The 24,721-nt window shown below is 63.3% G+C and carries 9 protein-coding genes; all 9 read left to right on the top strand.

Features of this window, described 5'->3' with window-relative positions:
- The first annotated feature begins 85 nt into the window (after positions 1-85).
- The 9 genes from ACFQPG_RS00850 to ACFQPG_RS00810 all read left to right on the top strand — a co-directional run bounded on the left by ACFQPG_RS00850 (position 86) and on the right by ACFQPG_RS00810 (position 24,704).
- Positions 86-13,150: an Ig-like domain-containing protein gene (locus ACFQPG_RS00850; protein ID WP_380809480.1), complete on the top strand. Its 13,065-nt coding sequence runs from the start codon at positions 86-88 to the stop codon at positions 13,148-13,150.
- Positions 13,151-13,152: 2 nt separating this feature from the next.
- Positions 13,153-13,674 carry a toxin-activating lysine-acyltransferase gene (locus tag ACFQPG_RS00845; protein WP_380809478.1) on the top strand — a complete coding sequence of 174 codons (522 nt, stop codon included), beginning with the start codon at positions 13,153-13,155 and terminating at the stop codon, positions 13,672-13,674.
- Positions 13,671-14,147, top strand: coding sequence for a hypothetical protein (locus ACFQPG_RS00840; protein ID WP_380809477.1), 477 nt, complete (start codon positions 13,671-13,673; stop codon positions 14,145-14,147). The genes ACFQPG_RS00845 and ACFQPG_RS00840 overlap by 4 nt, the downstream gene beginning before the upstream one ends.
- A gap of 331 nt (positions 14,148-14,478) precedes the next feature.
- Positions 14,479-16,641 (top strand): BamA/TamA family outer membrane protein, encoded by a 2,163-nt coding sequence (locus ACFQPG_RS00835; protein WP_380809475.1) that lies wholly within the window; start codon positions 14,479-14,481, stop codon positions 16,639-16,641.
- A complete protein-coding gene (locus ACFQPG_RS00830) occupies positions 16,642-18,651 on the top strand; it encodes a hypothetical protein (protein ID WP_380809473.1) in 2,010 nt (669 codons plus the stop codon).
- A gap of 398 nt (positions 18,652-19,049) precedes the next feature.
- Complete coding sequence (locus ACFQPG_RS00825) at positions 19,050-20,882, top strand: translocation/assembly module TamB domain-containing protein (RefSeq protein WP_380811659.1); 1,833 nt, start codon at positions 19,050-19,052, stop codon at positions 20,880-20,882.
- Positions 20,882-21,091, top strand: a complete 210-nt coding sequence (locus ACFQPG_RS00820; protein ID WP_380809471.1) for a hypothetical protein — start codon at positions 20,882-20,884, stop codon at positions 21,089-21,091. The genes ACFQPG_RS00825 and ACFQPG_RS00820 overlap by 1 nt, the downstream gene beginning before the upstream one ends.
- A 92-nt stretch (positions 21,092-21,183) precedes the next feature.
- A complete protein-coding gene (locus ACFQPG_RS00815; protein WP_380809470.1) occupies positions 21,184-22,671 on the top strand; it encodes an ATPase domain-containing protein in 1,488 nt (495 codons plus the stop codon).
- On the top strand, positions 22,668-24,704 hold the full coding sequence (locus ACFQPG_RS00810) for a response regulator (RefSeq protein WP_380809468.1): 2,037 nt from the start codon (positions 22,668-22,670) through the stop codon (positions 24,702-24,704). The genes ACFQPG_RS00815 and ACFQPG_RS00810 overlap by 4 nt, the downstream gene beginning before the upstream one ends.
- The last annotated feature ends 17 nt before the right edge of the window (positions 24,705-24,721 follow it).

Raw genomic sequence — 24,721 nt, 5'->3', positions numbered from 1 at the left:
GGATCCCTCGCTAGATTCCTTCGGGATCTTTTTAGGTGGATCTAGGATAGGCCTTAACAATCTGACAGCGTTTTCCAGCAGTAACTTGACGAAGAACAAGGATGGCAGCCCTTATCGAATGGAGCAGATACTGCTTCACGAAATAGTGCATTATTTGCTGGACGATAATGCCGGGTTCGTGACTGGGGGACAGGACTATAACCTCGGTGGACTAGTGGGTGCTGCTGGGGGTGCCGCCAATCAAGCTTATCTGAGAGGAGAAATAACCAAGGCCGAGCTAGACTACATTCTTGCTCCGTATTATCAAGTTACCGATGGCGAGCAGCTCACGACTGACATCGCTAATGCTTTTTATAACGAAATATTTGAGGCTAATGGCGATGTAGATTATTATCTTGCGAGAAGGACTGGAGGGGGCGCAAACTCGTTCGATTATAATACTGCTCATCCGCAGACTACTCCGGAGGAAATGGAGCGTCTGAAGCGACTTCTTGTCACTAAACAGGACGCACTCACGCGCAAAGGAGTTGCTTACAAGCATTTCAAGGAGGTAGCACGGCGAGCGGCCGAGAAGGGCCTAATCAATGCCGACAACCTTCGGTTTGTTGACGGAATATACAACAGCTATTTAAGGAGTGCTAGGTCGAGCTCCCGAGATTTAGACCAAAACCTTTTGCGCGAGAAATTTATCAGCGACGCCGAGGGAGTTGTGGTTGGCGTTGTTCTGTACAAGCAGGCCCCCGATGGCACGACGACCACCGTTGCCTCCACAGTTCTGCATTTCGAACGTGACGAGAATGGCCGGATCAGGCGGGACTCCGCAGGTAACCTAACAGGCCCAACGGCTTTGACAGATTATTCAAACGGGTTGACGAGCGTCTCTAGATTGCGTCCGAACACGGACGATGGTGGCTTCCAAGTTGTGGACGTTGACATCAAAATACCTGGGAATGAAGTGCACCTGGACTTCTCTCAAGCTGGCGGTGTTATAGGCTCACACCTGGGTAGATTTTTGGCGAAAGGTGACGCGCTCACCGGCGTGGTTGCCTCTGCCGCTCTTCAGACGATAGGTGACAACTTCGGCGATATTCTTGATGGACTAGTCTCAAGAGGCTCGATTTCGGCGTCCGTGAATCGAGCCGTTTCTGCCGCTGGCTCTGAGTTCCTAGAGAATCTCACGTCCGCCGGGATTGGAGCTGTCTCTTCTTATCTTACGGCCGAGCTAGTCAACGCCTTGGGAGTAGAAGGGTTCGCGGCTGAACTTGCCCACACAGGACTGAATTCTTACGTCTCAGCCATAATCACCAACCTGCCGCAACTAGCAAGCGGCGCTAAGACCTTCCAGCAAGTTCTGGGTAACGTAAACGTTGGGAATGTCCTTGGGTCATTTCTAGGTACAAAACTAGCCTCTGAACTCGTGACATTCGACACCGTCGGAGGGCAGCTTGGTTCGGCAATCGGTTCAAGCTTAGCAACGCTGGCGCTTGGCTCGGCGATGTCCGCGGCAAGTGGAGCGGTGGCTGTAACGGGCGTTGGCAGCTTCTTCTCGGCGATCGGCCCTTTGGGACTCGTTGGGGGACCCGTTGGCATGGCCGTGGCTGCGTTCATCGGCTTTATCGCCGGCGGCTTGATTGGCTCTGTGTTCGGGGGGACGCCCCGAGCTGGTGCCGATGTGCATTGGAATGACAGCACTGGGCAGTTTGAGGTCGCCAATGCATATCGCAAGCACGGTGGATCCAAGAAGGCCGCCGTAGGCATGGCAGAGGCAGTCGCTGGCACTTTTAACTCAGTGCTTGCCATGACAGGCGGCGAGTTGATCTCACCGGAACTTGTGCAGGCGGGTAACTATGGGATGCGCAAGTCGGACTATGTTTATCGACCATTCTCTACCCGTGACAAGGACGCCATCACAAAACGATTTGCAGGAAAACGGGGCGCAGAAAAGCTTATTGGGTACGGAATATACGAAGGGCTTACCGATCCCAACTTCAAGATTGCTGGTGGGGATATTTACGCCAAGCGCGCACTTTACAATACCTTCCTCATCGGAGGTCTTGACAAAAACGACTTTGAATCCGGAGTTTTGCTCGGTAATTTGATGACAGCTCAGCGCTACGAAACTTACCTTGCCAATTCTACGAGCATCAATGCTCTTATTGCGGCGGAGCCGGACAGTGTGTTCACTGCCGAGTGGCTGGTTGTCTTGTCGCGGGCGGTTGAGCTGGGTCTAACACGCCGGCACGAAAGTGATTGGTACGGCGGTTTCGGCCATCTCCTCGAACAGGCGAGCGTTACTGCCGCCCAAGTTGAGATGGGCTTTGACTATGATGCCTATGCCAACCAACACTCACGGTTGACTGCTCTCGGACCTTACCTTTTGGGTGACGTTGTCGATGTTCTTGGGCAGACGCTCATTGACGGTACGGTCAACGATGATGTTATTCGCTTGTTGGAGGACCGGCTTCTCCCCGTTTCAGAGACGTCTAACATAGGTCTAACTGTAGACGGTCAAGCGTTCGACGGGCACTCTAAAACGGTCGATGTGGCGGCCACAATAGACGCTGGCGGTGGCCATGATGTAGTTTATGGGTCGGACCGTGGCGACAATCTCCTCGGCGGCGCCGGTAACGATACACTCATTGGTGGCAAGCTGGACGATTGGCTGATCGGTGGCGAGGGGAACGATCGATTGTTTGCGGGTAGGGTTGCCGACGGCAATGTCGACGCCAACACCGCGCTGGCCGTGGCCGGAGGTTCGGGCAATTACCTGGACGGCGGGGCGGGCGACGACACGCTGTACGGATCGGCGGGCTCCGACTGGCTAGCCGGCGGCGATGGCATAGACGTGCTCGAGGGCGGTCGCGGCGGCGACATCCTCAATGCCGGCGCGGGCAATGAGGGAACGCTACGCGGCGGCGCAGGCTCGGACTATTATGTGTTCAACCGCGGCGATGGACAGGACACCTACTTCGACGAGTCCACCCCGGGAGCTGCTCCGGGAGTTCAGGGCGACAGCATCAGCGCCAAGCTGAAGGCGCGCAGTCGCGGCCAAGCTGCCAAGGTTTGGCACGACGATAACGAGTTCCTGGTCGACGGCTCGACCCGCGGTGGCGACGATCGGATCAGCTTCGGGACGGAAATAACGCTCGCCGATCTGCTGATCGAGCGTGGCAGCGCCTATGACGCCAACGGCAACAAGGTCGCCACGGGCGATCTGATCATCAAGATCCAAACGAATGGCGTCTGGGGCACAGGCGACGACCGGATCATCGTCAAGGACTGGTTCGAAGGCACCCGCCGTATCGAGTGGCTGGATTTCGCCAACGGCGAGAAGATCCGCATCTCCGATTTCACCAGCTTCGTCGTCGGCAGCGACGGCGCTGATGTCCTAGTCGGAACCAACGGCCACGACTTCATGTACGGCGGCGATGGTGACGACAAGCTGTGGGGCCTCGACGGTCAGGACGTTGTGGCAGGCGGCAAAGGCCGCGATCTCGTTAGCGGCAACGACAACAGCTACGCCTCTCCCGAAGGAATGACGCTCGTTGGCGATATCGTGCTGGGGGGGAACGACGATGACGTAGCGCTTGGCGGCCATGGCGATGACGTGGTTTCCGGCGATCTCGGCAACGACCAGGTTTATGGTGGAACGGGCAACGATATCGTGACCGGGGGCCTTGGCGACGATATTGTGGTCGGTGGGCACGGCGACGACGTGTTCCGCTACAATCGCGGCGATGGCCGCGACACGATCATCGACGAATATGCCGGGACCTGGGAGGTCGTCTGGCAGAACGGCGTGTGGCAGAACGGCTATTCGGTCGATGCCGAAGGCAACGTCTTCAAGGGTGGCGTGCAGGTCGGCACGCGCGATTGGGACGGCACCTGGGACTACAACGAATACGGCTCGTTCAAGACGCTGCAGCGGCTGATCGAGCCCGCAACCGGACCGAAGGTAACGAATTCGGGCGTCGACACACTCGAATTCGGTGTCGGAATCGACCCCGCCGATCTCGTCTTCAAGCGAGAGGGTGACAATCTCCGGATCATCGTCAACGCCGGCGCGGCGGCGGAGACCGGAGACGAGTTGCTGCTCAAGGAGTGGTTCCGGCCGATCGCCGACAACCCCTGGACTTTGCGCGACATCGAAAGGTTTGCCTTTGTCAGCGTCGGCGAGGTCGAAGTCGGCGCGATGGCGCTGCATGGCGGAACGGACGGCGCGGACGAGATCGTCGCGACCGGAATGCGCGCAGCGTGGATCACGGGCGGGAGCGGAGATGATCGCCTGACCGGAACCGCTCAGGACGACATCCTCGCCGGCAACGGCGACGCGGACCGTCTCACAGGCGGCGGCGGCAGCGACGTCCTGTTCGGCGGTGAAGGAGACGATCACCTTTCCGGAGGCGCAGGAGCGGCAGACCAGTTGATTGGCGGCTCCGGTCACGATGTCGCCAGCTACAGCGAGGTCGGCGGCGACCATGTCCTTATTCTCGATGAGGCGTTCGCCGCCCAGCGCACCGGAGAGGCAGCCGGCGACGTCTATGACTCTATCGAGGGTATCGAGGGCTCGCAGGGCAACGACCGAATCTACGGCGACGAGTTCGACAACAGCTTCGATGGCGCGCAGGGCAACGACGTCATTCACGGCGGCGCAAGCGATGATCTCTATATCATGAAGCGCGGCATGGGCCATGACGTGTTCGTAGACCGCCTGTTTAGTTTGGAAGTGAATGGATCGACAGTTGATGCCGTGATTGCTGCGGGAGATGCCGGAGCGGATACGATTGAGCTCGACTCCAATCTCAGCCTTTCCGACCTCAACTTCGTGCGGACCGGCTCGGACCTTGAGATTTGGATCGGAGGCTCCGATCGGGCCACTCTCAAGTACTTCTTCGAGGGACCGGACGGCGCGATCGAGAGCCTGCTCCTCGCTGACGGGTTCGCTATCAACTTGACCGCGATCCGTCTGCCTGGGACCGCTTCCAGCGACGGTGAAGACTTCATGGTCGGCGCGGCCGGTGCCGAGACCCTTATTGCTGGAGCCGGCAACGATGTGCTGAGCGGCGGCGACGGGGCCGACACGCTTCAGGCCGGAGACGGCGACGATTTCCTCGAAGGCGGTGCCGGTGCCGACACCTTGGATGGCGGCGCGGATTCGGCAAGTGCCGGTCTTGAGGTGGGCGATGGACCTTATGGCGACACTGTTCGCTATGCAGCCTCGGCGGCTTCGGTTACGATCGACCTAGCGACGGGCACGGCGAGCGGCGGCGACGCAGCGGGCGACTCACTTTCCAATATCGAGAATGTGGTCGGCTCCACCGTAGAGACGTCAGTCGGCGATCGGCTGTTCGGCAATGAGGTCGCCAACCGTCTGTTCGGGCTTGCCGGCAACGATCATCTCGAGGGCCGCGGCGGCCACGACGTGCTGGTCGGTGGCGGCGGGGATGACCAGCTACACGGCGGGGCCGGCGACGACAACCTGTCGGGCGATGACGGTCAAAATCATCTCACCGGCGGTGACGGGGATGACCTGCTTGACGTCGGGACTCGCGGCCAGGCTTTCGGCGAGGCCGGGAACGACACGATCACTGGCGGCCTAGAAGGCAGCTATCTGGATGGTGGCACCGGAAACGACGAGGCCACGGGCCAAGCGGGCAATGACGAGCTATACGGGCGCGCTGGCGCCGACGTCCTTGTCGGCGGAACCGGTGATGACATCTTGGATGGGGGCGAGGACAACGACCACCTCGATGGCGGCGGGGGCAATGATCATCTCGACGGCAATCACGGGAACGACACGATCATCGGCGGCGCCGGTGACGACATAGTTCATGATTACCAGGGCAACGACACTTACGTCTTTGACGCGAACTCGGGGACGGATCGGCTGATCGACCAGAATGGCGTAAACCGACTCCTGTTCGAGGGTGTCACGCCGGAGCAGATCTGGCTGAGCAGGGTCGGCAACGACTTGCGGGTTCAAGTGATCGGCGGGACATCCGTTGTGAATGTCGAAGGCTATTTCTCGGGCTCCAATCCGACGCTGGTGCGGGAAATCTCGACGGGCACGCACTCGATTTTTCTCAAGAACGCAGCCGACCTCAACAATCCGAACTCGCTGCTTTCCGCGATGAGCCGCGCTAGCACGCTGCCCGGCAGCACAGCCGAATTGCCGGCGGACGTGACAGCTTCGGCCACGCGTTACTGGTGGGCAGGTGGTAAGGCCAAGCCTGTCGTTGCCGCCGAGCTGGCGCTGTCCATGAGCGAACGGGCAGAACCAGGTGCCAATGACTCGATTGTCGGGGTCATCCAGGCGACTGACGATGACGAGAATCTGCCTGGTTCGTCGAGCTACGCGGTGACCGGCCAGGCAGCCAACGGACAAGTCGTGTTCGACCCGGCTGCGGGCCCGGGGACTTGGCGTTACACGCCCAATATTTACTTCAATGGCGCCGACAGCTTCCGCTTCAGCGTCGCGGATGCGGATGGTCACGTCGTCGAGCAGACGGTGACCGTCAGCGTGGCTGCGATCGACAGCCGCGCCCAGTTTTCGGCAACTCAGCCCGAACTTGCGGTCGACGAGAATTCGGCTGGAGGGACGGTCATCGGCACTCTTTCGGGCAGCGATCCCGAAGGTGCAAGCGTCAGTTTCTCGATGGCCGACCCGAACAGTCCGTTTGAAATCTCGTCAACTGGCGTGCTCAGCGTCCGCGCTGGCGTCGTGCTCGACGCCGAGACCGCCTCGAGCCAACTGGTTACGCTGCGCGTGGCCGACGGAACCACCGCGGGAACCGAGCGGCAGTTCACCGTTGCGGTGCGCAACCTGAATGAACGGCCTGACGCGCCAGTTGCGCTCTCGCAAACGCTTCATTCGGAGCAAATCGGAACCTCCCATTCGTGGCAGAGCATCGCGACCTTCCAGCTTGCCGATCCCGACCGGACTACGCCGGGGCTGACGATAGTCGGTGGGAACGAGAACGGTTGGTTCACGACCAGCGAAAGCCAACTCACCTTCTCCTGGTCAAACTTCACGGCTGATTGGCTGCGGTCGACCTTGGGCCAGCATGGCCAGGATCCGGCCTTCACCCGCGACAGCGACGGGGATGGTCTCCTGGAGGTCCGGGTGGCGCAGTTGCGGCTTGCTGCTCAGGATGCTGGCGGCTTGAGCTCGGAAGAGGTTCCGTTCGACATCTGGATTGAAGACGTCAACGAAGCCCCTACGGCTATCAGTCTCGCGGGTGGCGCAACCACGGTAGAGCGCGACAACCCGGCAGCCGGCTCTTACCTTGGTTACGTAAGCCTTGGGACCTTGAGCGCGTCGGATCCAGACGCCATCGCTGGCGACACTAATCACGGCTATTCGGTCGGCGACTCCCGCTTTGTCATCCACAACGGCCATGAGTTGCGGCTCGCCGATGGTGCAAGCCTCGATTACGAGTCTGCGGCCACCGACGCGCAGGGTCGCCGTTATGTTGACGTGCCGATCACCGTGCGAGATCGCTTCGGGAACGGCCTGTCTCTGACCCAGAACGTGCGCATGTACATCACTGATCAGGACGATTTCCATTATGGCTCGCCTGGTCAGGAATTGAATGGCGCTCAGGGGCGCGATGTCATGTTCGGCGGCGATGGCGATCAGGCGTTGGTCGCCCATCAAGGCAATGACGAGCTGCACGGCGAAAATGGCAACGACCGTCTGTACGGCGGTGAAGGGGATGACCGCTCCTTCGGCGATACCGGCAACGACGTGATTGAGGACGCCGGCGGGGATGATTACCTGGACGGCGGCGACGGGGATGACCATCTCCAGGGCGGCGCCGGAAAGGATATCCTGATCGGAGGAGCCGGCGCTGATGTCCTTCAGGGCGGCGCAGACGCGGACGATCTCGATGGCGGCGACGGTATTGATACCCTTAGAGGCGGCGAAGGCAACGACAGTCTAAGGGGTGGGGAGGGTTTTGACTTTCTCGAAGGCGATGAGGGCATTGACACGATCTTGGGCGGCTTCGGTAACGACCATTTAAGTGGTGGAACTGGAGACGATGTTCTCCATGGAGACGACGGTGACGACCGATTGGTCGGCGGCATGGGGGCCGACGAGCTTGTCGGCGGCATGGGAATCGACACCGCAGATTATTCCGGCGCATCGAGGGGCGTCACCGTTAATCTGACCGAAGGCGTAGGTGCAGAACTTGGAGATGACAAAGTCGATCGTCTCAGAGAGGTGGAGAATCTTGTCGGCTCCGCCTACGACGACGAACTCACCGGGGATGCGGGTTCTAATAGCATCGAAGGTGGTGCGGGTGTCGATAAACTCCATGGGGGGGGCGGCAATGACGCGCTCCTAGGGCAAGGGGGCGGCGACAACCTCTACGGAATGGATGGGGACGATGTCCTGCGCGGCGGCTCGGGCGACGATCTCCTTGTCGGCGGCGCTGGCGATGATCGCTATCTATTCGTCCGAGGCGACGGACATGATATTGTCGATCAGACCGGTTCAACGATCGGCGTAGATTCGGACATCGTCGGATTCGAAGACCTTGTCCGTGACAATCTTTGGTTCCGCTGGGACGGCGACGACATCGTCGCCGGAGTGCTTGGGCAAACGGGCTACGATAGCACCGTGCGTCTGCTCGGATTCCGCACCGCCGACGCGGATCAGCGCGCAAACATCCGAGTGGTCATCGCGGGCAGGGATGCCACCATCGATCTTGCGATTGGTGAACTTGCGACCGCGATCGGCCGATACAGCGCTCAACTAGGCTACACGCCCTCAACTCAGACGCAGTTCAATGAGTTGCTCGCGAATACGACTCTCAAGATCGACGGGCTGACTTTTGCCCAGACCTGGAACAATTTTTGGACCGGCAACAAACCGCCCCTGATTGGCTTCGCGTCGGATCAGATCGGGGCACTTGCTACCGGGGTCGATGAAGATCAGCACCGTGACGCGCCGTACGCCCTGAGCTTCACGCTTGGAGACGATTACGATTCGCCCGCTCAGCTTTCCGAATTCTGGGTGCGCTCGGTGGAGTCGAGCGGCTCGATGACGGAGAAAACCGGTCTGCTTGAAGTCTCGGCAGCAAGCCCGACGATCAACGGAGGAACGGGAACAATCAACATCCGCTCGGTTCCGAACGCGAGTGGCATTGGCTTTGTCTGGGTCCACGCGAAGGACGCTGGCGGGCTGATCACGGACAAGTGGGTCCAGGTCACGGTCCGACCTGTGGCCGATGCGCCGATAGTATTGGTGAGCAGCCCGGGCGGAAACGCCGGCGCAGAAATTCCAATCGACATTGCTCCTCATCTAACCGATGCCGACGGATCGGAGACGATCGTCAACATAGAGATTTCCAACGTCCCAGACGGCTTCCAGTTTAAGAACGCTGCTGGAAGCGTGACGACGGGCGCTAACTACTTGGGTAACGGTCGCTGGCGGTTCACTCCGGCGCAGCTAACGGGCTTGCGGCTTATCGCCCCCCCCCACTGGTCGCAGGATCTTTCGGGCGCGGCGGCACTGCAGATTCAGGCGACATCGCAAGACGGCGGATCAAATGGCCCCTGGTCGACAAGCCCCGCAGTTCCGCTCAACGTGACCATCAACGGCCGGCCATCCAATCTCGTTTTGGAAGCGCAAAATTTCTTCGCGGAGACCTTCCCGGGCGAGTCGCACGCAAATCGGCTGGTGGCGCGTTTCACCGTGGCCGATCCAGACGGAGCGACGCCTGGCTTAGTGATCCTCGGGGGCAACGACCACGGCTGGTTCACGACTACTGGGAACCACCTTGCGGTGGCAGGCGCGAACTGGACCGCGGACTGGCTCCGCGCGAACAAAGGCCAGCACGGCGTCGATGCCGATTTCACATACGACAACGACGGCGACGGCATGAAGGAAATAAGAGTCGCAACCCTAACGCTGGCTGCCCGCGATGCCGGCGGGTTGCAGTCGGATGCGTTCACGTACAATGTTTTCATTGAGAATGTGAACGAGGGTCCGGCAACACCCAGCGGACCGGGACGGGTCTGGTTTACGGAGACGGGCCTTGGCGGTCAGCCGGCAAACGCCGGTGTGACTGTTGCGACATACGCCCTTTCCGACCCTGATGGCACTACGCCTCAGCTGGAGCTGACCAGCAATCCGGGCAATTGGTTCGAGGTCGTCGGGAACACAGTCCGGTTCCGCTCGGGTCTGAACTTCGATTTCGAGGCATTCCGCTCGGCTGGGTACGGCATCTACGACCTAAATAACGATGGCGTTGCCGAGGCGCATGTCGCGGACGTTCGCGTTCGCGCGCACGATGGCCAATATGGCTCGGCTGAGTTCACGACCCAGGTGTTCATCTCCAACGTCAATGAGGCTCCTCACGCCCCCCAAGGTCCATCCCGGACTTGGCTCGACGAAACCGGCCTTGGTGCTCGTCCTGCCAATGCGGGAACCGTCGTGGCCACCTACGGGCTGAGCGATCCCGACGGCACTGCCCCGACCCTCCAGTTCCACCACAATCCGGGCGGATGGTTCGATATTATCGGGAACGAGGTCCGGCTGAGGTCAGGATTGCATTTCGATTTCGAGCAAATGCGTGCGCAGGGATACGGGATCTACGACCTGAATGGCGACGGGCGCCTTGAAGCTCACGTTGGCGATGTCTGGGTTTACGCCAGTGACGGCCGGCCCGACGCGCCGTCGAGCGCGGTCGTTACGCAGGTCTTCATCTCGGACGTAAACGAACGCCCGAACAACGCCATTCTGGAAGCCCAGAATTTCTTCCCGGAGACCTTCCCTGGCGGCTGGGCTCACCCCGGCAATCTTATCGCTCGCTTTGGGCTATCCGATCCCGATGGGACCACCCCGGGATTGGTGATCCTCGGTGGCAACGATCACGGTTGGTTCACGATCAACGGCAACCATCTTGCCGTCGCAGGCGCCAATTGGACAGCCGATTGGCTCCGTGCTTACCGAGGCACTCACGGGGTGGATTCCGACTTCTACTATGACAATGATGGTGACGGCGCCAAGGAAATCAGGGTGGCAACGCTCACGATGGCGGCTCAGGATGCCGCCTCCCAGCGATCGGATCCGTTCAACTACCACGTCTTCATCGAGGATGTGAATGAGACACCGTGGCTTGGCGCGGTAGACTTCACGGTTCCGGAGAACGCCGTTGGTGCCGGCCAGACCGTCGTCGGCCAGGTGTACGGGTGGAGCGGGGATTTCAGCCCGGCGTTTAACGCGCTGAGCTACAGTTGGGCGGGCGGTTCCGACAAGTTCCTAGTTTCGAGCAACGGCGAAATCCGCCTCAGCGGCGCGCTCGATTATGAGTCGGCGACCCGCCATGATGTTGTCGTGCGGGTCCAGGACGCCGCCGGCGCGGCGATGACCCAGACAATCGGGATCAACGTCACCAACGCTAACGATAACCCAACGGCCAGCCAGAGCTTCTGGTCACGGAGCACCAATCAGGAAGTCCGTTACGTGTACGTGGCAGATCAGGACGGCGATCCGCTTTCCGTCACCGCGAGTGCTGACGGTTACTGGATGTCTCCCGATAGCGTCGGGGTAGTCTGGGACTCTACGAAAGGTGCCTATAAAATTACCGTGCTCGGCTCAGCGGGGGTGGCCGAAAGCTACGGTGGTAACGCCACCGTCACGATCTCCGATGGCCGTGGCGGGATTGCTCACGTTGGCTTTTCCTACACTATGAACGGTCGGCCTCTTCGTCCAGGCGAGCAAATTCCTCCGATCGTCCTTGATCTGGATGGTGACGGCGTGGAGATCGTCAGCCTGGCGAAGTCGACGGCAAAGTTCGACATGGACAGCGATGGCCTGCGTGACCAGACCGGCTGGGTAGGCGCGGACGACGGGTTGCTCGTCCTGGACCGGAACGGCGATGGCCAGATCGCGAGCGTCGACGAGATCAGCTTCGTCACCGACCTCAACGGTGCAGTGTCTGACCTCGAGGGTCTGGCCGCGTTTGACACCAATGCCAATGGGACGTTCGATGCCGGCGACATGGAGTTCAAGAGCTTCCAGGTCTGGCAGGATAAGAACCAGGATGGCGTAAGCGCCCCTGATGAGCTCAAGAGCCTGACCGAAACCGGAATCAGGTCGATAGATTTGGAGCTTCAGGAGACGGGGGCTACCGTCGAAGGCGCTACCGATAACGTCCTGTACGCAACCAGCGAGTTCATCCGGGCCAACGGCTCGACCGGTGATGTCGGTGATGTCTTCTTTGCCTACAAGAGCGCTACCGACCTAGATGGGAGCGGCAAGCTCAAGAAGGGTAAGAAGATCAAGCATGCCGGCATCGACAACGACCAGCCGCTGCATGCGAAACTCAAACGAAAAAACAACCCCGCAATCACCCACCCCACCGCGATGCTGGCAGCGCAAAACTCGGCGGGGCAGGACGCCATTCACGAGGAGTTGGCAGGAATGAGCAATTCGTCGGAAGCGTTTCTGCGGAATCAGGTCACTGGGCGTGATCCAGTTCCTGGTCAGACCCAGGCAGATCACCTCGTGCAATCCGATAAGAAAAAGCACGTTCCGGTGATGGATCACAACCTCGAGACGACGCCGGCCAAACATGCGCCTGTGATGGATCACCTTTCGGTGGATAGGTTGAGAACGTTCGAGGGATCGAACAGCGTGGCTCAGGTTGAGGACGAAATCCAGGCTACGCCTTTCGGGGAATCGAGACCGTACCAGCCGCAGTTCCAATTGAGTCCTGACGGGATTGATGAAGGCAGTTTGCGGAATCGTAATGCGACCTCTCAGCAGCAGGAGTTGGGATCTGCTGCGACCCAAGGGGCCAGGCGAAAGCTTGGTTTCCGCGAAGCCCTGAGGGAGGCCGTACTTCGCGCTCGTGCGCGGCGGGACGAGAAGAAAGGAGAGCAATTGACCGCGGCTCGCAGGCGGAGCGAAATATCTGGACTGACGTTCGGCAGCCCCCAACTCCTTGGCGACGCTGATCGTTCCAGCCGTTACGCCCTTCATCGGCGGGAAATCATGAATGGCCCGGACGCGGCCAAGCTGGATCGGCTGGTCTCGGCCATGGCGCAGCTCCAGTCCGGTGAAGGCGTCGCCATTGACGCAAGCACCCGTTTGGCTCAGTCCGATGTTGCGACCATCACCATAACGGGTTCGCTTTGAACATGAACGCGTCTGGCACACCGAAGACGATTGCCGAAGCTTTGGGACAAGTGACTTGGCTTTTTACCCAGTCACCCGCCCATAAACACCTGAAGATCTCCGACCTTGAGTGGTCCGTGATGCCGGCGTTGGTGCATGAGCAGTTTCGCATCTTCAGCTTCGGTCCGCTTCCTGGATTGGAAGACGCCAAACCGGAGGATCTGCTTCCCGGCGTCACTCGGGAGGGCCTGGAGCAGATGCCGCTTGGCGTCGCGCTGTGGGGATGGCTCTCGCCTGCAGCCGAGGAAAAGGTTGAAGCCGGCGAGAGGCTGAGTGCTGAGGAGTGGAAGTCCGGAGATCGGCTCTGGCTCCTTGAGCTGATCGCGCCATTCGCGACAGCCGAAAACAAGCTTGCCGAGATCATGCTCGCTGATCTCATGCAAGGACCGTTCGCCGGCAAGCGTTTCAGCCTGCACCGGACCGATCCTGCAACTGGGCGCAAGGACAAGATTACCTTGGGTCCATCCGGCTCTAAGGCAGCATGATGATGCAACGTGGGCGGCTGTCGCTAGCTGCCGCAATTATGCTTTTTTCGACCGCCTGTGCGCACATTCCCCAGCAGTGTGCGCCTGCGCCCCTTTCGCTTCACTGCCGCGCCGCGGCCGGTGACAAGCATGCTCAGCTTCAGATGGGCATTTTCCTAGACGAGCGGGCAGCCTCGGATCAGGATCTGCGTCGCGCTGTCCAGCTCTACAAGGCGGCTGCGAGTTCGAGTTCCGGCACAACTTACGTCTACTCCCCGCCCATCGGTAAGGAAAAGGCGGGACGCGTCCTTCCGGTTAGGACGGGGCCAGATCTGCCTGGTCTTACAGAGGCGAAGGTGCGGCTTGCCAGAATGTATCTTATCGGGCGCGGGGTCCGACCTGACAGGCGGAAGGCAATTAGCCTCTTGATTGCCTCGGAGCGGCAGGGGTCAGTTGAAGCAAATCAACAGCTGGAGCGCCTTCGGCGCTATTAAAAGGAACATTGCTCACAAGAACGAGCGTCCGCAGCAGGCGATGGTTCCTCAGCACGCAACTGTGGGAAAGACTACTTACCCCCACGGGGCAGTGAAATTCTCCAATGATTTGAGTGCCCGGTTTTGTCTCCTGCGGGGCACCACCCTTTCTAACAAGCGCACTTCTTAAAAGGCGTTCATGTTCAAGCGCTTGGCTGTGTTCAACGAACTACAGTGCGGCAGGCAATGGGCTGACGAGCCGCATTGATGGGTGACTTGGCGGCTCGCCTCCGGCAAGGGCGCTGGTTGCACGGCCATGAAAGAGCTTCTTTTGCAATCGCTTGGTGGACGAATGTTGCGAACGTGTCTGCTGGCCCGTGCGGCCGCCGCCGCGATCACCGTGCTCGGCCCCGGGGCGGCGCAAGCGCAGGTGATGGTATCGCACGAGCGGCCCGCCTGTCCTCCCGAAGCTTCCACCGTCGCGCCGCCGCCGCCGGCGGGGGCCGACCTTCAGGCGGTGGAGCCGATCGTCTGCCAGGACGAACTCGAGCGTGAGGCCCCGCCGATCGGTGCGGACGATCCTGCCCTTTCTCAGCCGCTGGAGAGCGTGGCCGAGTTCGAGGCGCGGCTCCGGGCGGTGGAGGCCCGCCCCGGAGAGGTGGCCCCGACCGCCGATCCCGAACTGGTCCAGCCGCTGCCGCCGCTCAACCAGTTCGACGTGCGGGAAGTGGAACTCGCGCAGCCCGACCCGGCCGAGGCGGTGGCGGAATTGCACTACGTCATGCGGATCGAAGGACTGGAGGGGGCTGACGGCGCGACCGAAGCCGACCTGGTCCGCCAGTTCCAGGCTCTGTCTGCCCTTCGCGCCGGCGGGGGCAAGGCTGCCAATGAGGCGATGCTGTCGGCCCGGCTGACCGAAGACAGCAAGCTCATCCAGCGGATTCTCCAGTCAGAGGGGTGGTACGACGCCAAGATCGACACCCGCATCGACCGATCCCCGGCAGCGGACGGCCAGCCGGTCAACGCCCTGCTGCTGGTATCGGCGGGCGAGCGCTACAAGTTTGGCAGCATCGCCGTGCAGGCGGACGGCACGGTACCGGCCGGCCTGATCGACAAGAATCTGGCGCTGCAGGTCGGCGAGCCGATCGTTGCGCAACGTATCCAGGGCGCGGAGGCGAACGTCGCGGTGGTCCTGCCGCAGGAAGGCTATCCGTTCGCCGCGGTCGGCCAGCGAGACGTCCTGCTCGACCCTGAAACACATTTTGGCGACTACACGCTGCCGGTGACGCTCGGGCCGCGGGCGCGCTTCGGCGGGTTTCGCACTGCCGGCGAGCTGGCGTTCGGCGCCAGGCATGTGGAAGTGCTGGCGCGCTTCGACCGGGGCGAGCTGTACGACAGCCGCGACGTCGACGACCTCCGCCAGGCACTGGTTGGGACCGGCCTGTTCTCCACGGTGGGGGTTGAGCCGGAGCGCACCGGGCAGGTCAATCCGGACGGCACCGAGACGGTGACAATGCTGGTTACCCAGGATGCGGGGCCGCCGCGGACCCTGGCCGCAGGCGCCGGCTACGGAACCGGACAGGGCCTGCGGGTGGAGGGCAGCTGGACCCACCGCAACCTGTTCCGGCCAGAAGGTGCGCTGGTGGCGAGCGCCCTTGCCGGCACCGAGGAGCAGGGCGCGAGCCTGGTCTTCCGCCGGTCCAACGCGGGCAAGCGGGACCGCACGTTCCAGGCCGGGGTCGAGGCGCTGCGCAGCCGCTACGACGCGTTCGACGCGCTGACTGGCAGGCTGTTCGTCCGGCTGAGCTACGACAGCACGCCGATCTGGCGAAAGACGCTGACCTGGGGACTGGGCGCGGAAGTGCTCGGCACGGTCGAAGAGGATTTCAACTTCGCGCTCGGCGAACGCGACAAACGCAAGTTCCTGATTGGTGGGCTCAGCGGGCAGCTTGGGCTCGACAAGACCGACAGCCTGCTCGACCCGACCAAGGGCTTTCGAGCGCAGATACTGGCTCAGCCGGAAGGGGCGCTGAGCGACGGCTTTCGACCCTACCTGCGCAGCCAGTTGGACGGCAGCGCGTATTACCCGGTGGGCAAGAGCGTCGTGCTCGCCGGCCGGGCGCGGGTCGGGACCACGCTGGGCATTGACCGGTTCGAGCTTGCACCGTCCCGCCGCTTCTACGCTGGCGGAGGCGGATCGGTGCGCGGCTTCGGCTTCCAGGAGCTCGGGCCCAAGGACCCTGGCGGGCGGCCGATTGGCGGGTTGAGCCTGACCGAGGCCGCCGCCGAAGTGCGCTATCGGTTCGGCGACTTCGGCGTGGTCGGCTTCGTCGATATGGGCCAGGTCTATGAGCAGCGGGTGCCGGATTTCCGCGGGCTCCGCACCGGAGCCGGGATTGGCGGGCGCTATCACACCAACTTCGGCCCGCTGCGAGTGGACGTTGCGACGCCGCTTGGGCGCAAGCAAGGCGAGAGCCGCTTCAACATATACGTCTCAATTGGCCAGGCCTTCTAGATGAACGAGATGGCCGGTCAGCCCGGAGCGCTCCCCGAGCGCGAGGAACGAACGGTTGTCGTTTGCCGCCAGGTGAACTGGCCGGCGCGGGTCGCCAAATGGTTGCTGGGGCTCATTGTCGGCCTCGCCCTGTTGGCCGGCCTGGCGGTGGTCGGCATCAACACCGACCCGGGTCGCCGCTTCGTCGCCGAGCGGATCGCGGGGCTGGAGTTTGCCAATGGCATGAAGATCGGCGTCGGCCGGATCGACGGGTCGCTGTACGGCCGCATGACCATCCACCGGCTGAGCCTGTCGGATCCCAGGGGCGTGTTCTTCTCGAGCCCGTTGGTGCGGTTGGACTGGCGTCCGTTGGATTACCTCAACAACCACGTCGACATTCGCAGCCTCCATGCACCGACCGCGACTCTGGCGCGGCTGCCCGACTTCCGCGCCGCACCGCCGAGCGATGCACCGCTGCTGCCCGACCTCGACATCTCGATCGGCCGCATGAAGATCGATCGCTTGATCATCGAGCGGCCGGTCACCGGCGAGCGCCGGGTGGCGTTCGTCGACGGACGGGCGCGCATTGCCGACCGCCGCGCACAAGTGGCCCTGGAAGCTGCCGCGATCGGCGGGGAAGGGCGCGCCGGCGGCGACCGGCTGGTGCTTCGCCTCGACGCGGTGCCGGAGCGCAACAGGCTGGCTCTGAGCGCTTTCCTGAACGCTCCGGCGAACGGCGTGGTGGCCAAACTCGCCGGCCTGTCGGCGCCGCTGCGCTTGCGGTTGCAGGGGGCCGGTGACTGGAAGCGGTGGGACGGGCTGCTGCTGGCCGACCTCGACAACGCGCCGTTCGCCCGGCTGGCGCTGAGCGCCCGCGACGGGACCTTCGGAGTGCGCGGGCCGACCCGCGTGGCGCGCCTGGTGGAAGGCCCCACCGCGGCGCTGCTGGGGCCGATCACGACGGTTGCGGTTCAATCGACGTGGGAGAATCGTCGGGCCGACCTCAGCGCGCGCCTGTCGAGCGACGCTTTCACCCTGGTCGGTAACGGTATCGCCGACCTTGGCCGCGACCGCTTCGACGACCTGCGGCTGAATTTCGCTTTGCTGAAGCCGCAGGTGCTCGCGCCCAATCTCGCTGGCCGCGATCTGCGGGTCGTGGCGACGCTGAACGGGGCGCTGCGGCGGCCAACGGTCGACTATCGGGTGACCGCGACTACGCTCGCGTTCAATGACATGGGCCTGCAGGGGCTCGACGCCCGGGGCATGGCCAAGTTCGGTCGCGATCATCTGGTGGTGCCGGTCGCCGCCCGCGCCCGAGCGATCACCGGGCTGGACGTGGCCGCCGGCGGAACCATCACCAATGTCCGGCTCGACGGCGATCTTGCGGTAAGCTGGCCGCGCATCGTGTCGGACAACCTGCGGCTGCGATCCGACCGCATCGACACCAAGGCGATCATCCTCGCCGACGTGACAAGCGGCCTCTACACCGGAGCGCTGGAAGGCCGCGTCAACGATTATCGCATCGACAGCGTCGGCATCTTCAACATCGATACGCAGGCCGACGTCAAAACGCTGGCGAACGGCGGGTTCACCCTGGTCGGGCGAGTGCGGGCGCAATCCACCCGCCTGTTCAACGAAGGCGTGCGCAGCTTCCTCGGCGGCAATCTGGTCGCGTCGAGCGATGTCGCCTACGGCGCCGACGGTGTGATCCGCTTTTCGCGGCTGCGCCTCAACGCCCCTCAGTTGCGCGTGACGGATGGCCGCGGCAGCTATTCGCGGACGGGCGCATCGATCTTCGCGCCAGCGGGGTGTCGCGGCAATATGGTCCGGTCGGCGTCCAGGTCGCGGGCACCGTCGCCAGACCACGGGCGATCGTCACCGCCGCCCGGCCCGGCTTTGGCCTGGGGATCGCGGGCCTCACCGCCCAAATCCGCAGCGTCGGCAACGCCTATCAGGTGCTGGCGCGGGGACGCAGTGACTTTGGCGACTTCACGGCCGATGTCGCGGTGCAGACTGCCGCCGGGCCGCTGACGCTCGACATCCGCCGCGCGACTCTGGCCGGGGTCACGGTGCGTGGCCGGGTGCGGCAGACCACGGCAGGGCCGTTCGCCGGCCGGCTGGACGCGCGCGGGGAGGGTCTTGACGGAGTGGTCCGGCTCGCCGCGGCGGGCCGCTATCAGCAGGCGCTGGTCAACCTGCGAGCGCGCAATGCCGTGCTGCCGGACCCGGTCAACGTCGCGGTCGGCGCGGCGATCGTCGATGCGCGGATCACGCTGTACGACCAGCCGGAAGTGATCGCCGACGCCCAATTGGCGCAGGCGCGGTTCGGAACGACCGACATTGCGGCGCTGCGGACGGTCGTCAACTACCGGGGCGGGCGGGGCTTCGCGCGGGGCCTTGCCGAAGGCACGTCGGGCGTGCCGTTCCGGATGGCCTTCAACAGCGAGCTTCAACCGGGCCTGTGGCGGGCGGCGCTCAAGGGACGGATCAACGGCGTCGACGTGCGCACCGACAGCCCGGCGCGGATCGTTCCCCGAGCCGGCACCTACGAGCTGCTGCCGACCCGCCTGCTGTTCGACCGCGGCAGCATGCGGCTGTCGGGAAGCTACGGGCGCGAGCTGCGCCTGCAGAGCCGGATCGACAGCCTCGACATGGCGCTGCTCGACGTTTTCGCGCCCGGGCTCGGGATCGGCGGGCGGGCGACCGGAAGCGTCGACTTCGTCCAGGTGGGCGGCGCCTTTCCGCGCCTCGACGCCAGTCTTGCGATCCGCAACTTCACCCGCACCACCGCCGCGTCGATCAGCCGGCCGCTGGACGTGAATCTGGTCGCCAGGCTGGTACCCGGTGCCGGCGACCTGCGCGCCGTCATGCGCATCCGCGGAACGGTGGTGGGCCGCGTGCAGGCGGCGGTGCAGCCGACAGGCGGCGGCAGCTGGACCCAGCGCATCGCCCGAGCGCCGCTGCAGGGCGGCATCCGCTACATCGGTCCGGCGGATGCGCTCTTCTCCCTGGCCGGCCTTGCCGATCAGAGTCTTGCCGGCCCGCTCGGAGTCGCGGCCGACTTCGGCGGCAGGGTGGAGCGCCCGTCGTTGCAAGGCGTCGTTCGCGGCCGCAACCTGACCTATGCCAATGCGACCTACGGCACCCGGCTAACCAATCTGGCGCTGCAGGGCCGCTTCACCGGCGAGCGGCTGCAGATCGACCAGTTGACTGCCCAGGCAGGCACCGGATCGGTGACCGGCACCGGCTACGTCAGCCTCGCCGCGGCCAGCGGCTATCCCGCCAATTTCGACCTGGCGCTCAACAATGCCCGCCTCGCCAACAGCGACGCGCTGCGGGTGACCGCCAGCGGCAACGTCCGGCTGGTCAAGGCGGCGAACGAGAAGCCGGTACTGACCGGCACGGTGCGCTTGCCCGCGACGCGCTACCAGATCGTCCGTCAGGGCGCGGCGCAGGTACCCGAGCTGACCGGAGTCCGATTCAGGCCGCCGCGCGGCCGCCCGCGGATCACCGGCGACGCTCCGCCGCCGACCAGTGCCGGCTTCAGCGACGTTCAGCTCGACCTCCGCATCGTTGCGCCCGGCCAGCTGTCCGTCACTGGAATGGGGCTGGAATCCGAATGGCGGGCCGACCTTGCCGTGAGCGGCAGCAGCCAGAATCCGCGCATTGGGGGATCGATCGATCTGGTGCGGGGCACGCTTGGCTTCGCGGGCCGCTCGTTCGCCTTGCGGGAGGGTCGCGTCCGCTTCGCCGGCGGAGGCACGGACGACGCAACGGTCGCCCTCCGCGCGGAGGAGACGATCGACGACGTGGAGGTCAGGGTGAATGTCTCCGGCTCCGTGACCGATCCGCGAGTCAGTTTCTCCAGCTCGCCAGGCCTTCCACAGGACGAGATCGTCTCGCGCATCCTGTTCGGCAATTCGGTCGGTCAACTGTCCGCGATCCAGGCGGTGCAGCTGGCGGCGTCGCTGAACACGCTGCGGAGCTCCGGCGGCGGGCTCAATCCCCTCGGCAAGCTCCGGCAGGTGGCGGGCATCGACCGCTTGCGGATCCTGGGTCCGGACGACACCAGCGGCCGCGGCACGGCGCTCGCGGCGGGCAAGTATCTGACCGACGACATCTACCTGGAGGTCGTGACCGACGCGCGCGGCTTCACCGCGACCCAGCTGGAAGTGGCGCTCAGCCGCAGCCTGTCGATCCTCAGCCAGGCCGGCGGGTCCAACAGCACCAACGTCAACGTGCGCTATCGGAAAACCTATTGATGCGCGCGGGCCTTGCGCTGCTGATCCTGGTGGCTGCGGCCGGCTGCGGCGAGCAGCGGTCGTTCAACGAGCAGTTCGACGACACGGAACGGGAGCTCCGGAACAAGTCGCAGCGGCTGGACCAACAGCTCTCGACCAACGACGCCGACGAGATCGATGCGATTCCGGAAGGCACTCGAGCCTCGCCCCGTGAGGATGTGCCGCAATAGCCGGCGCAGCCATCGGCGGCGTTGGTGCCCATGAGAGCTTATGCTACCCGCCGCGCCGGCACCGGCGCTTGGCCGACCATCAGGAGGATTGAATGCAGCACACAGCGTCCGACGAGGCCCTTACTGGCACGAAGGGACTGGACGATGTGCTCGGCGGTGGCCTGCAGCGCGCCCGGACCTACCTGCTTGAAGGCAGCCCCGGTACCGGAAAGACCACGATCGCTCTTCAATTTCTGATGGAGGGGGCCGCTCGGGGCGAGCGCTGCCTGTACGTCACTCTGTCGGAGACCGAGGCCGAACTGCGTGCGACATCCACTTCGCACGGCTGGTCGCTCGAGGGCGTTCAGATCTTCGAACTCGTCCCGCCCGAAAGCCTGCTCGACGAGCAACAGCAGCAAAGCCTGCTCTACTCGTCGGATCTTGAACTTGGTGAGACCACGAAGCGCATCTTCGAGGCTTTCGAGGAGTTGAAGCCAGATCGCATCGTCCTCGATAGTTTGTCGGAAATCCGCCTGCTCGCGCAGAGTTCGCTGCGGTACCGGCGGCAGATCCTCGCGCTGAAACATTACTTCGCAAAGAGTGGTGCTACCGTGCTGATGCTGGACGACCTCACCGCCGAGGTCGACGACAAGACGGTGCATTCCGTCGCACACGGCGTGCTTCGACTGGAAGAGCTTGCGCCCGAATATGGAGCGGAGCGGCGGCGAATGCGGGTGATCAAGTATCGGAGCCGCCGATACCGGGGTGGTTATCACGACTTCGCGATTCAAACTGGCGGAGTGCAGATCTTTCCGCGCCTGGTCTCGGCCGAGCACCGGTCGAGCTTCATTCGCGAAAAGGTGGAAGCCGGGTCGCCCGAACTGACCTCGCTGCTCGGTGGTGGTGTGGAGCGAGGATCGAGCGTGCTGGTTCTAGGGCCGGCTGGCACCGGCAAGTCGCTGCTGGCGCTGACGTTCATCGCCGGTGCCATCGCCCGCGGCGAACGCGCGGCGATGTTCGTGTTCGACGAGGAACTTGGCCTGCTAATCGAACGCGCGAAGGGGCTCGGCATCGATCTGGAAGCCATGGTCGAGACCAAGCGTCTGGTGCTCGAACAGGTCGACGCGGCCGAGCTGTCTCCCGGCGAATTCTCTTCCCGTGTCCGCCATTGCGTCGAAACTTATGGCGCCAGAACAGTAGTGATCGACAGCCTCAACGGCTACCAGGCGGCAATGCCAGGGGAGCATGCCCTGGTGCTGCACATGCACGAGCTGCTGCAATATCTGAACCGCCAGGGGGCAACGACCTTCCTGACGGTGGCGCAGCATGGCCTGGTCGGCGACATGAGGGCGCCGGTGGATGTCACCTACCTGGCCGACACGGTTGTCCTGCTGCGCTACTTTGAAGCCGTCGGCCGCGTCCGCCGCGCGATTTCGGTCGTGAAGAAGCGCACCGGCGCGCACGAGGATACCATTCGCGAGTATCAGATCGGGGAGCGCGGGGTTACGCTCGGTCGCCCTCTCGTCGGGTTTCAGGGCATCCTGCGCGGCGTGCCCGAGCTGATCGGCAACTCCGACCTGTTGGGTCGCGAGACCGCGTGAAGAAGACAACCACGCTTTCTGAACGCGCGCTGGTCCTCACCCCTCGGGGGCGGGATGCCGCGATCGCGGCGGCCATGCTCGCGGAGGCGAGGATCGAGGCAACCCAATGCGCTTCGCTGGCTGACCTCATTCGTGCGCTCGATGAGGGCGCGGCATTCGCGGTTCTCACGGAAGAAGCGATCGCTACCGCGGATCTGCACGCACTGTCGGCATGGCTCCAGGATCAGGAGGAATGGTCGGACCTGCCGTTCATCCTGCTCACCAGCCGTGGCGGCGGACTGGAGCGCAATCCTTCGGCAGCCCGGCACCTCGACCTGCTCGGGAACGTGACCTTTCTGGAGCGGCCGTTTCACCCGACGACCCTGATCAGCCTGGCCCGCTCGGCGCTGCGGGCCCGGCGCCGCCAGTATGAGGCACGGTCGCGCCTCGAGGATCTGCGCAAAAGCGAAGCCCGCTACCGCACGTTGTTCGAAACCATGGACGAAGGCTTCTGCGTCATCCGCTTCCTGGACGGTCCCGAGGGACCTGCCAGCGATTACGTTCACGTCGAAGCCAACCCCGCTTACGCCGTGAACGCCGGGATCCCGGACATCGTCGGCAAGCGGTTGCGCGAGATCGTTTCCAGTGCTGAGGCCGATGGCTGGGCCGGGATCTATCGGGAAGTGCTGACCACCGGCAAATCGCTACGATTCGAGCGTGAGCTCATCGAGACTGGCCGCCACCTCGAGTTGGCCGCGTTCCGGATCGAACCCGCCAGCCGGCGCGAGGTCGCCGTGTTGTTCAAGGACGTCACGGACCGCAACCGGGCCGACCAGGAATTACGCGACCTCAACGAAACCTTGGAGCAGCGTGTGGCGGAAACTGTGGCCCAGCGGGAGGAGGCAACCGCGCAGCTGCACGAAGCGCAGAAGCTGGAAACCCTCGGTCAGCTCACCGGAGGGGTCGCGCACGACATCAACAACCTGCTGACGCCGATCACCGGGACGCTTGACCTGCTGGCCCGGCGCTACGGCGACGAGGACGCTCGCACGGCGCGGCTCCTGGAGGGTGCGCTCCAATCGGCGGAGCGAGCGAGAATCCTGGTCAGCCGCTTGCTGGGGTTTGCCCGCCGTCAGGTGCTCCAGACCAGGCCAGTCGACATTTCCGCGCTGGTCGAGGGGATGCGCGATCTGGTTCTGAGCTCGATCGGGCCAGGCATTCAGCTGCAGATCCGGCAGGATCCCGACCTGCCCGCTGCCCTGACCGACCCCAACCAGCTGGAACTGGCCATCCTGAACCTTACGGTCAACGCGCGCGACGCCATGCCGGAGGGCGGTGTGCTGACCATCTCGGCGGACCGGGCGAATATCGGGAAGAGCACCGGGCAGCTTGCGCGCGGGGCGTATGTCAGGCTGTCCGTGACCGACACGGGCTGCGGGATGAGCGAAGAAACGCTGGCGCGAGCCATCGAGCCTTTTTATTCCACCAAGGATGTCGGCAAGGGGACCGGCCTTGGCCTGTCCATGGTCCATGGCCTTGCGGCCCAGCTCGGCGGCGCCTTTCTGCTGACCAGCACGGTAGGCCAAGGTACGCGCGCTGACTTGTACATGCCGATCACCGGAGAGGCGGCCGAAACGGCGCCGGTTGCTGCTCCGATGCCGCCGAGAAGCCTTGAACCTCTGACCCTCCTGCTGGTCGATGACGAGGAACTGGTACGCGCCGGAACGGCGGAAATGCTGCGCGAGATGGGGCACGAGGTGCACGAGGCGGACAGTGGTCAGCAAGCGCTCCGCCATCTTCGGGCCCATGGGAACATCGAGGCCGTCGTCACCGATTATATGATGCCTAGCATGAACGGCGCTCAGCTTGCCGAGCGGGTGCGGACACTGCACCCGCGAATGCCGATCCTGGTGGTGACAGGCTATGCCGGTGGTGACCTCAGCCTCAAGTTCCCGCAACTCGCCAAGCCCTTCCGCCAGAACGACCTCGCCGCCGCGCTGGAGCGTCTGCTGCAAGGCGAGAGCAGCGCGGTAAGCGCTGAACTTTTAGGGTGAACTTTCCTAGACAACGG

The sequence above is a fragment of the Sphingomonas sp. GCM10030256 genome (assembly GCF_042666415.1).
Taxonomy (GTDB): domain Bacteria; phylum Pseudomonadota; class Alphaproteobacteria; order Sphingomonadales; family Sphingomonadaceae; genus Sphingomicrobium.
The sequence above is the reverse complement of the archived record's forward strand: the minus strand, read 5'-3'. Positions and strand labels throughout refer to the sequence as shown.

What these genes read in the sequence shown, in the direction of transcription:
- ACFQPG_RS00845 (WP_380809478.1), top strand. Translation starts at nt 13,153, where the DNA reads ATGAACGCGTCTGGCACACCGAAGACGATTGCCGAAGCTTTGGGACAA.
- ACFQPG_RS00840 (WP_380809477.1), top strand. Translation starts at nt 13,671, where the DNA reads ATGATGATGCAACGTGGGCGGCTGTCGCTAGCTGCCGCAATTATGCTT.
- ACFQPG_RS00835 (WP_380809475.1), top strand. Translation starts at nt 14,479, where the DNA reads ATGTTGCGAACGTGTCTGCTGGCCCGTGCGGCCGCCGCCGCGATCACC.
- ACFQPG_RS00830 (WP_380809473.1), top strand. Translation starts at nt 16,642, where the DNA reads ATGAACGAGATGGCCGGTCAGCCCGGAGCGCTCCCCGAGCGCGAGGAA.
- ACFQPG_RS00825 (WP_380811659.1), top strand. Translation starts at nt 19,050, where the DNA reads ATGGCCTTCAACAGCGAGCTTCAACCGGGCCTGTGGCGGGCGGCGCTC.
- ACFQPG_RS00820 (WP_380809471.1), top strand. Translation starts at nt 20,882, where the DNA reads ATGCGCGCGGGCCTTGCGCTGCTGATCCTGGTGGCTGCGGCCGGCTGC.
- ACFQPG_RS00815 (WP_380809470.1), top strand. Translation starts at nt 21,184, where the DNA reads ATGCAGCACACAGCGTCCGACGAGGCCCTTACTGGCACGAAGGGACTG.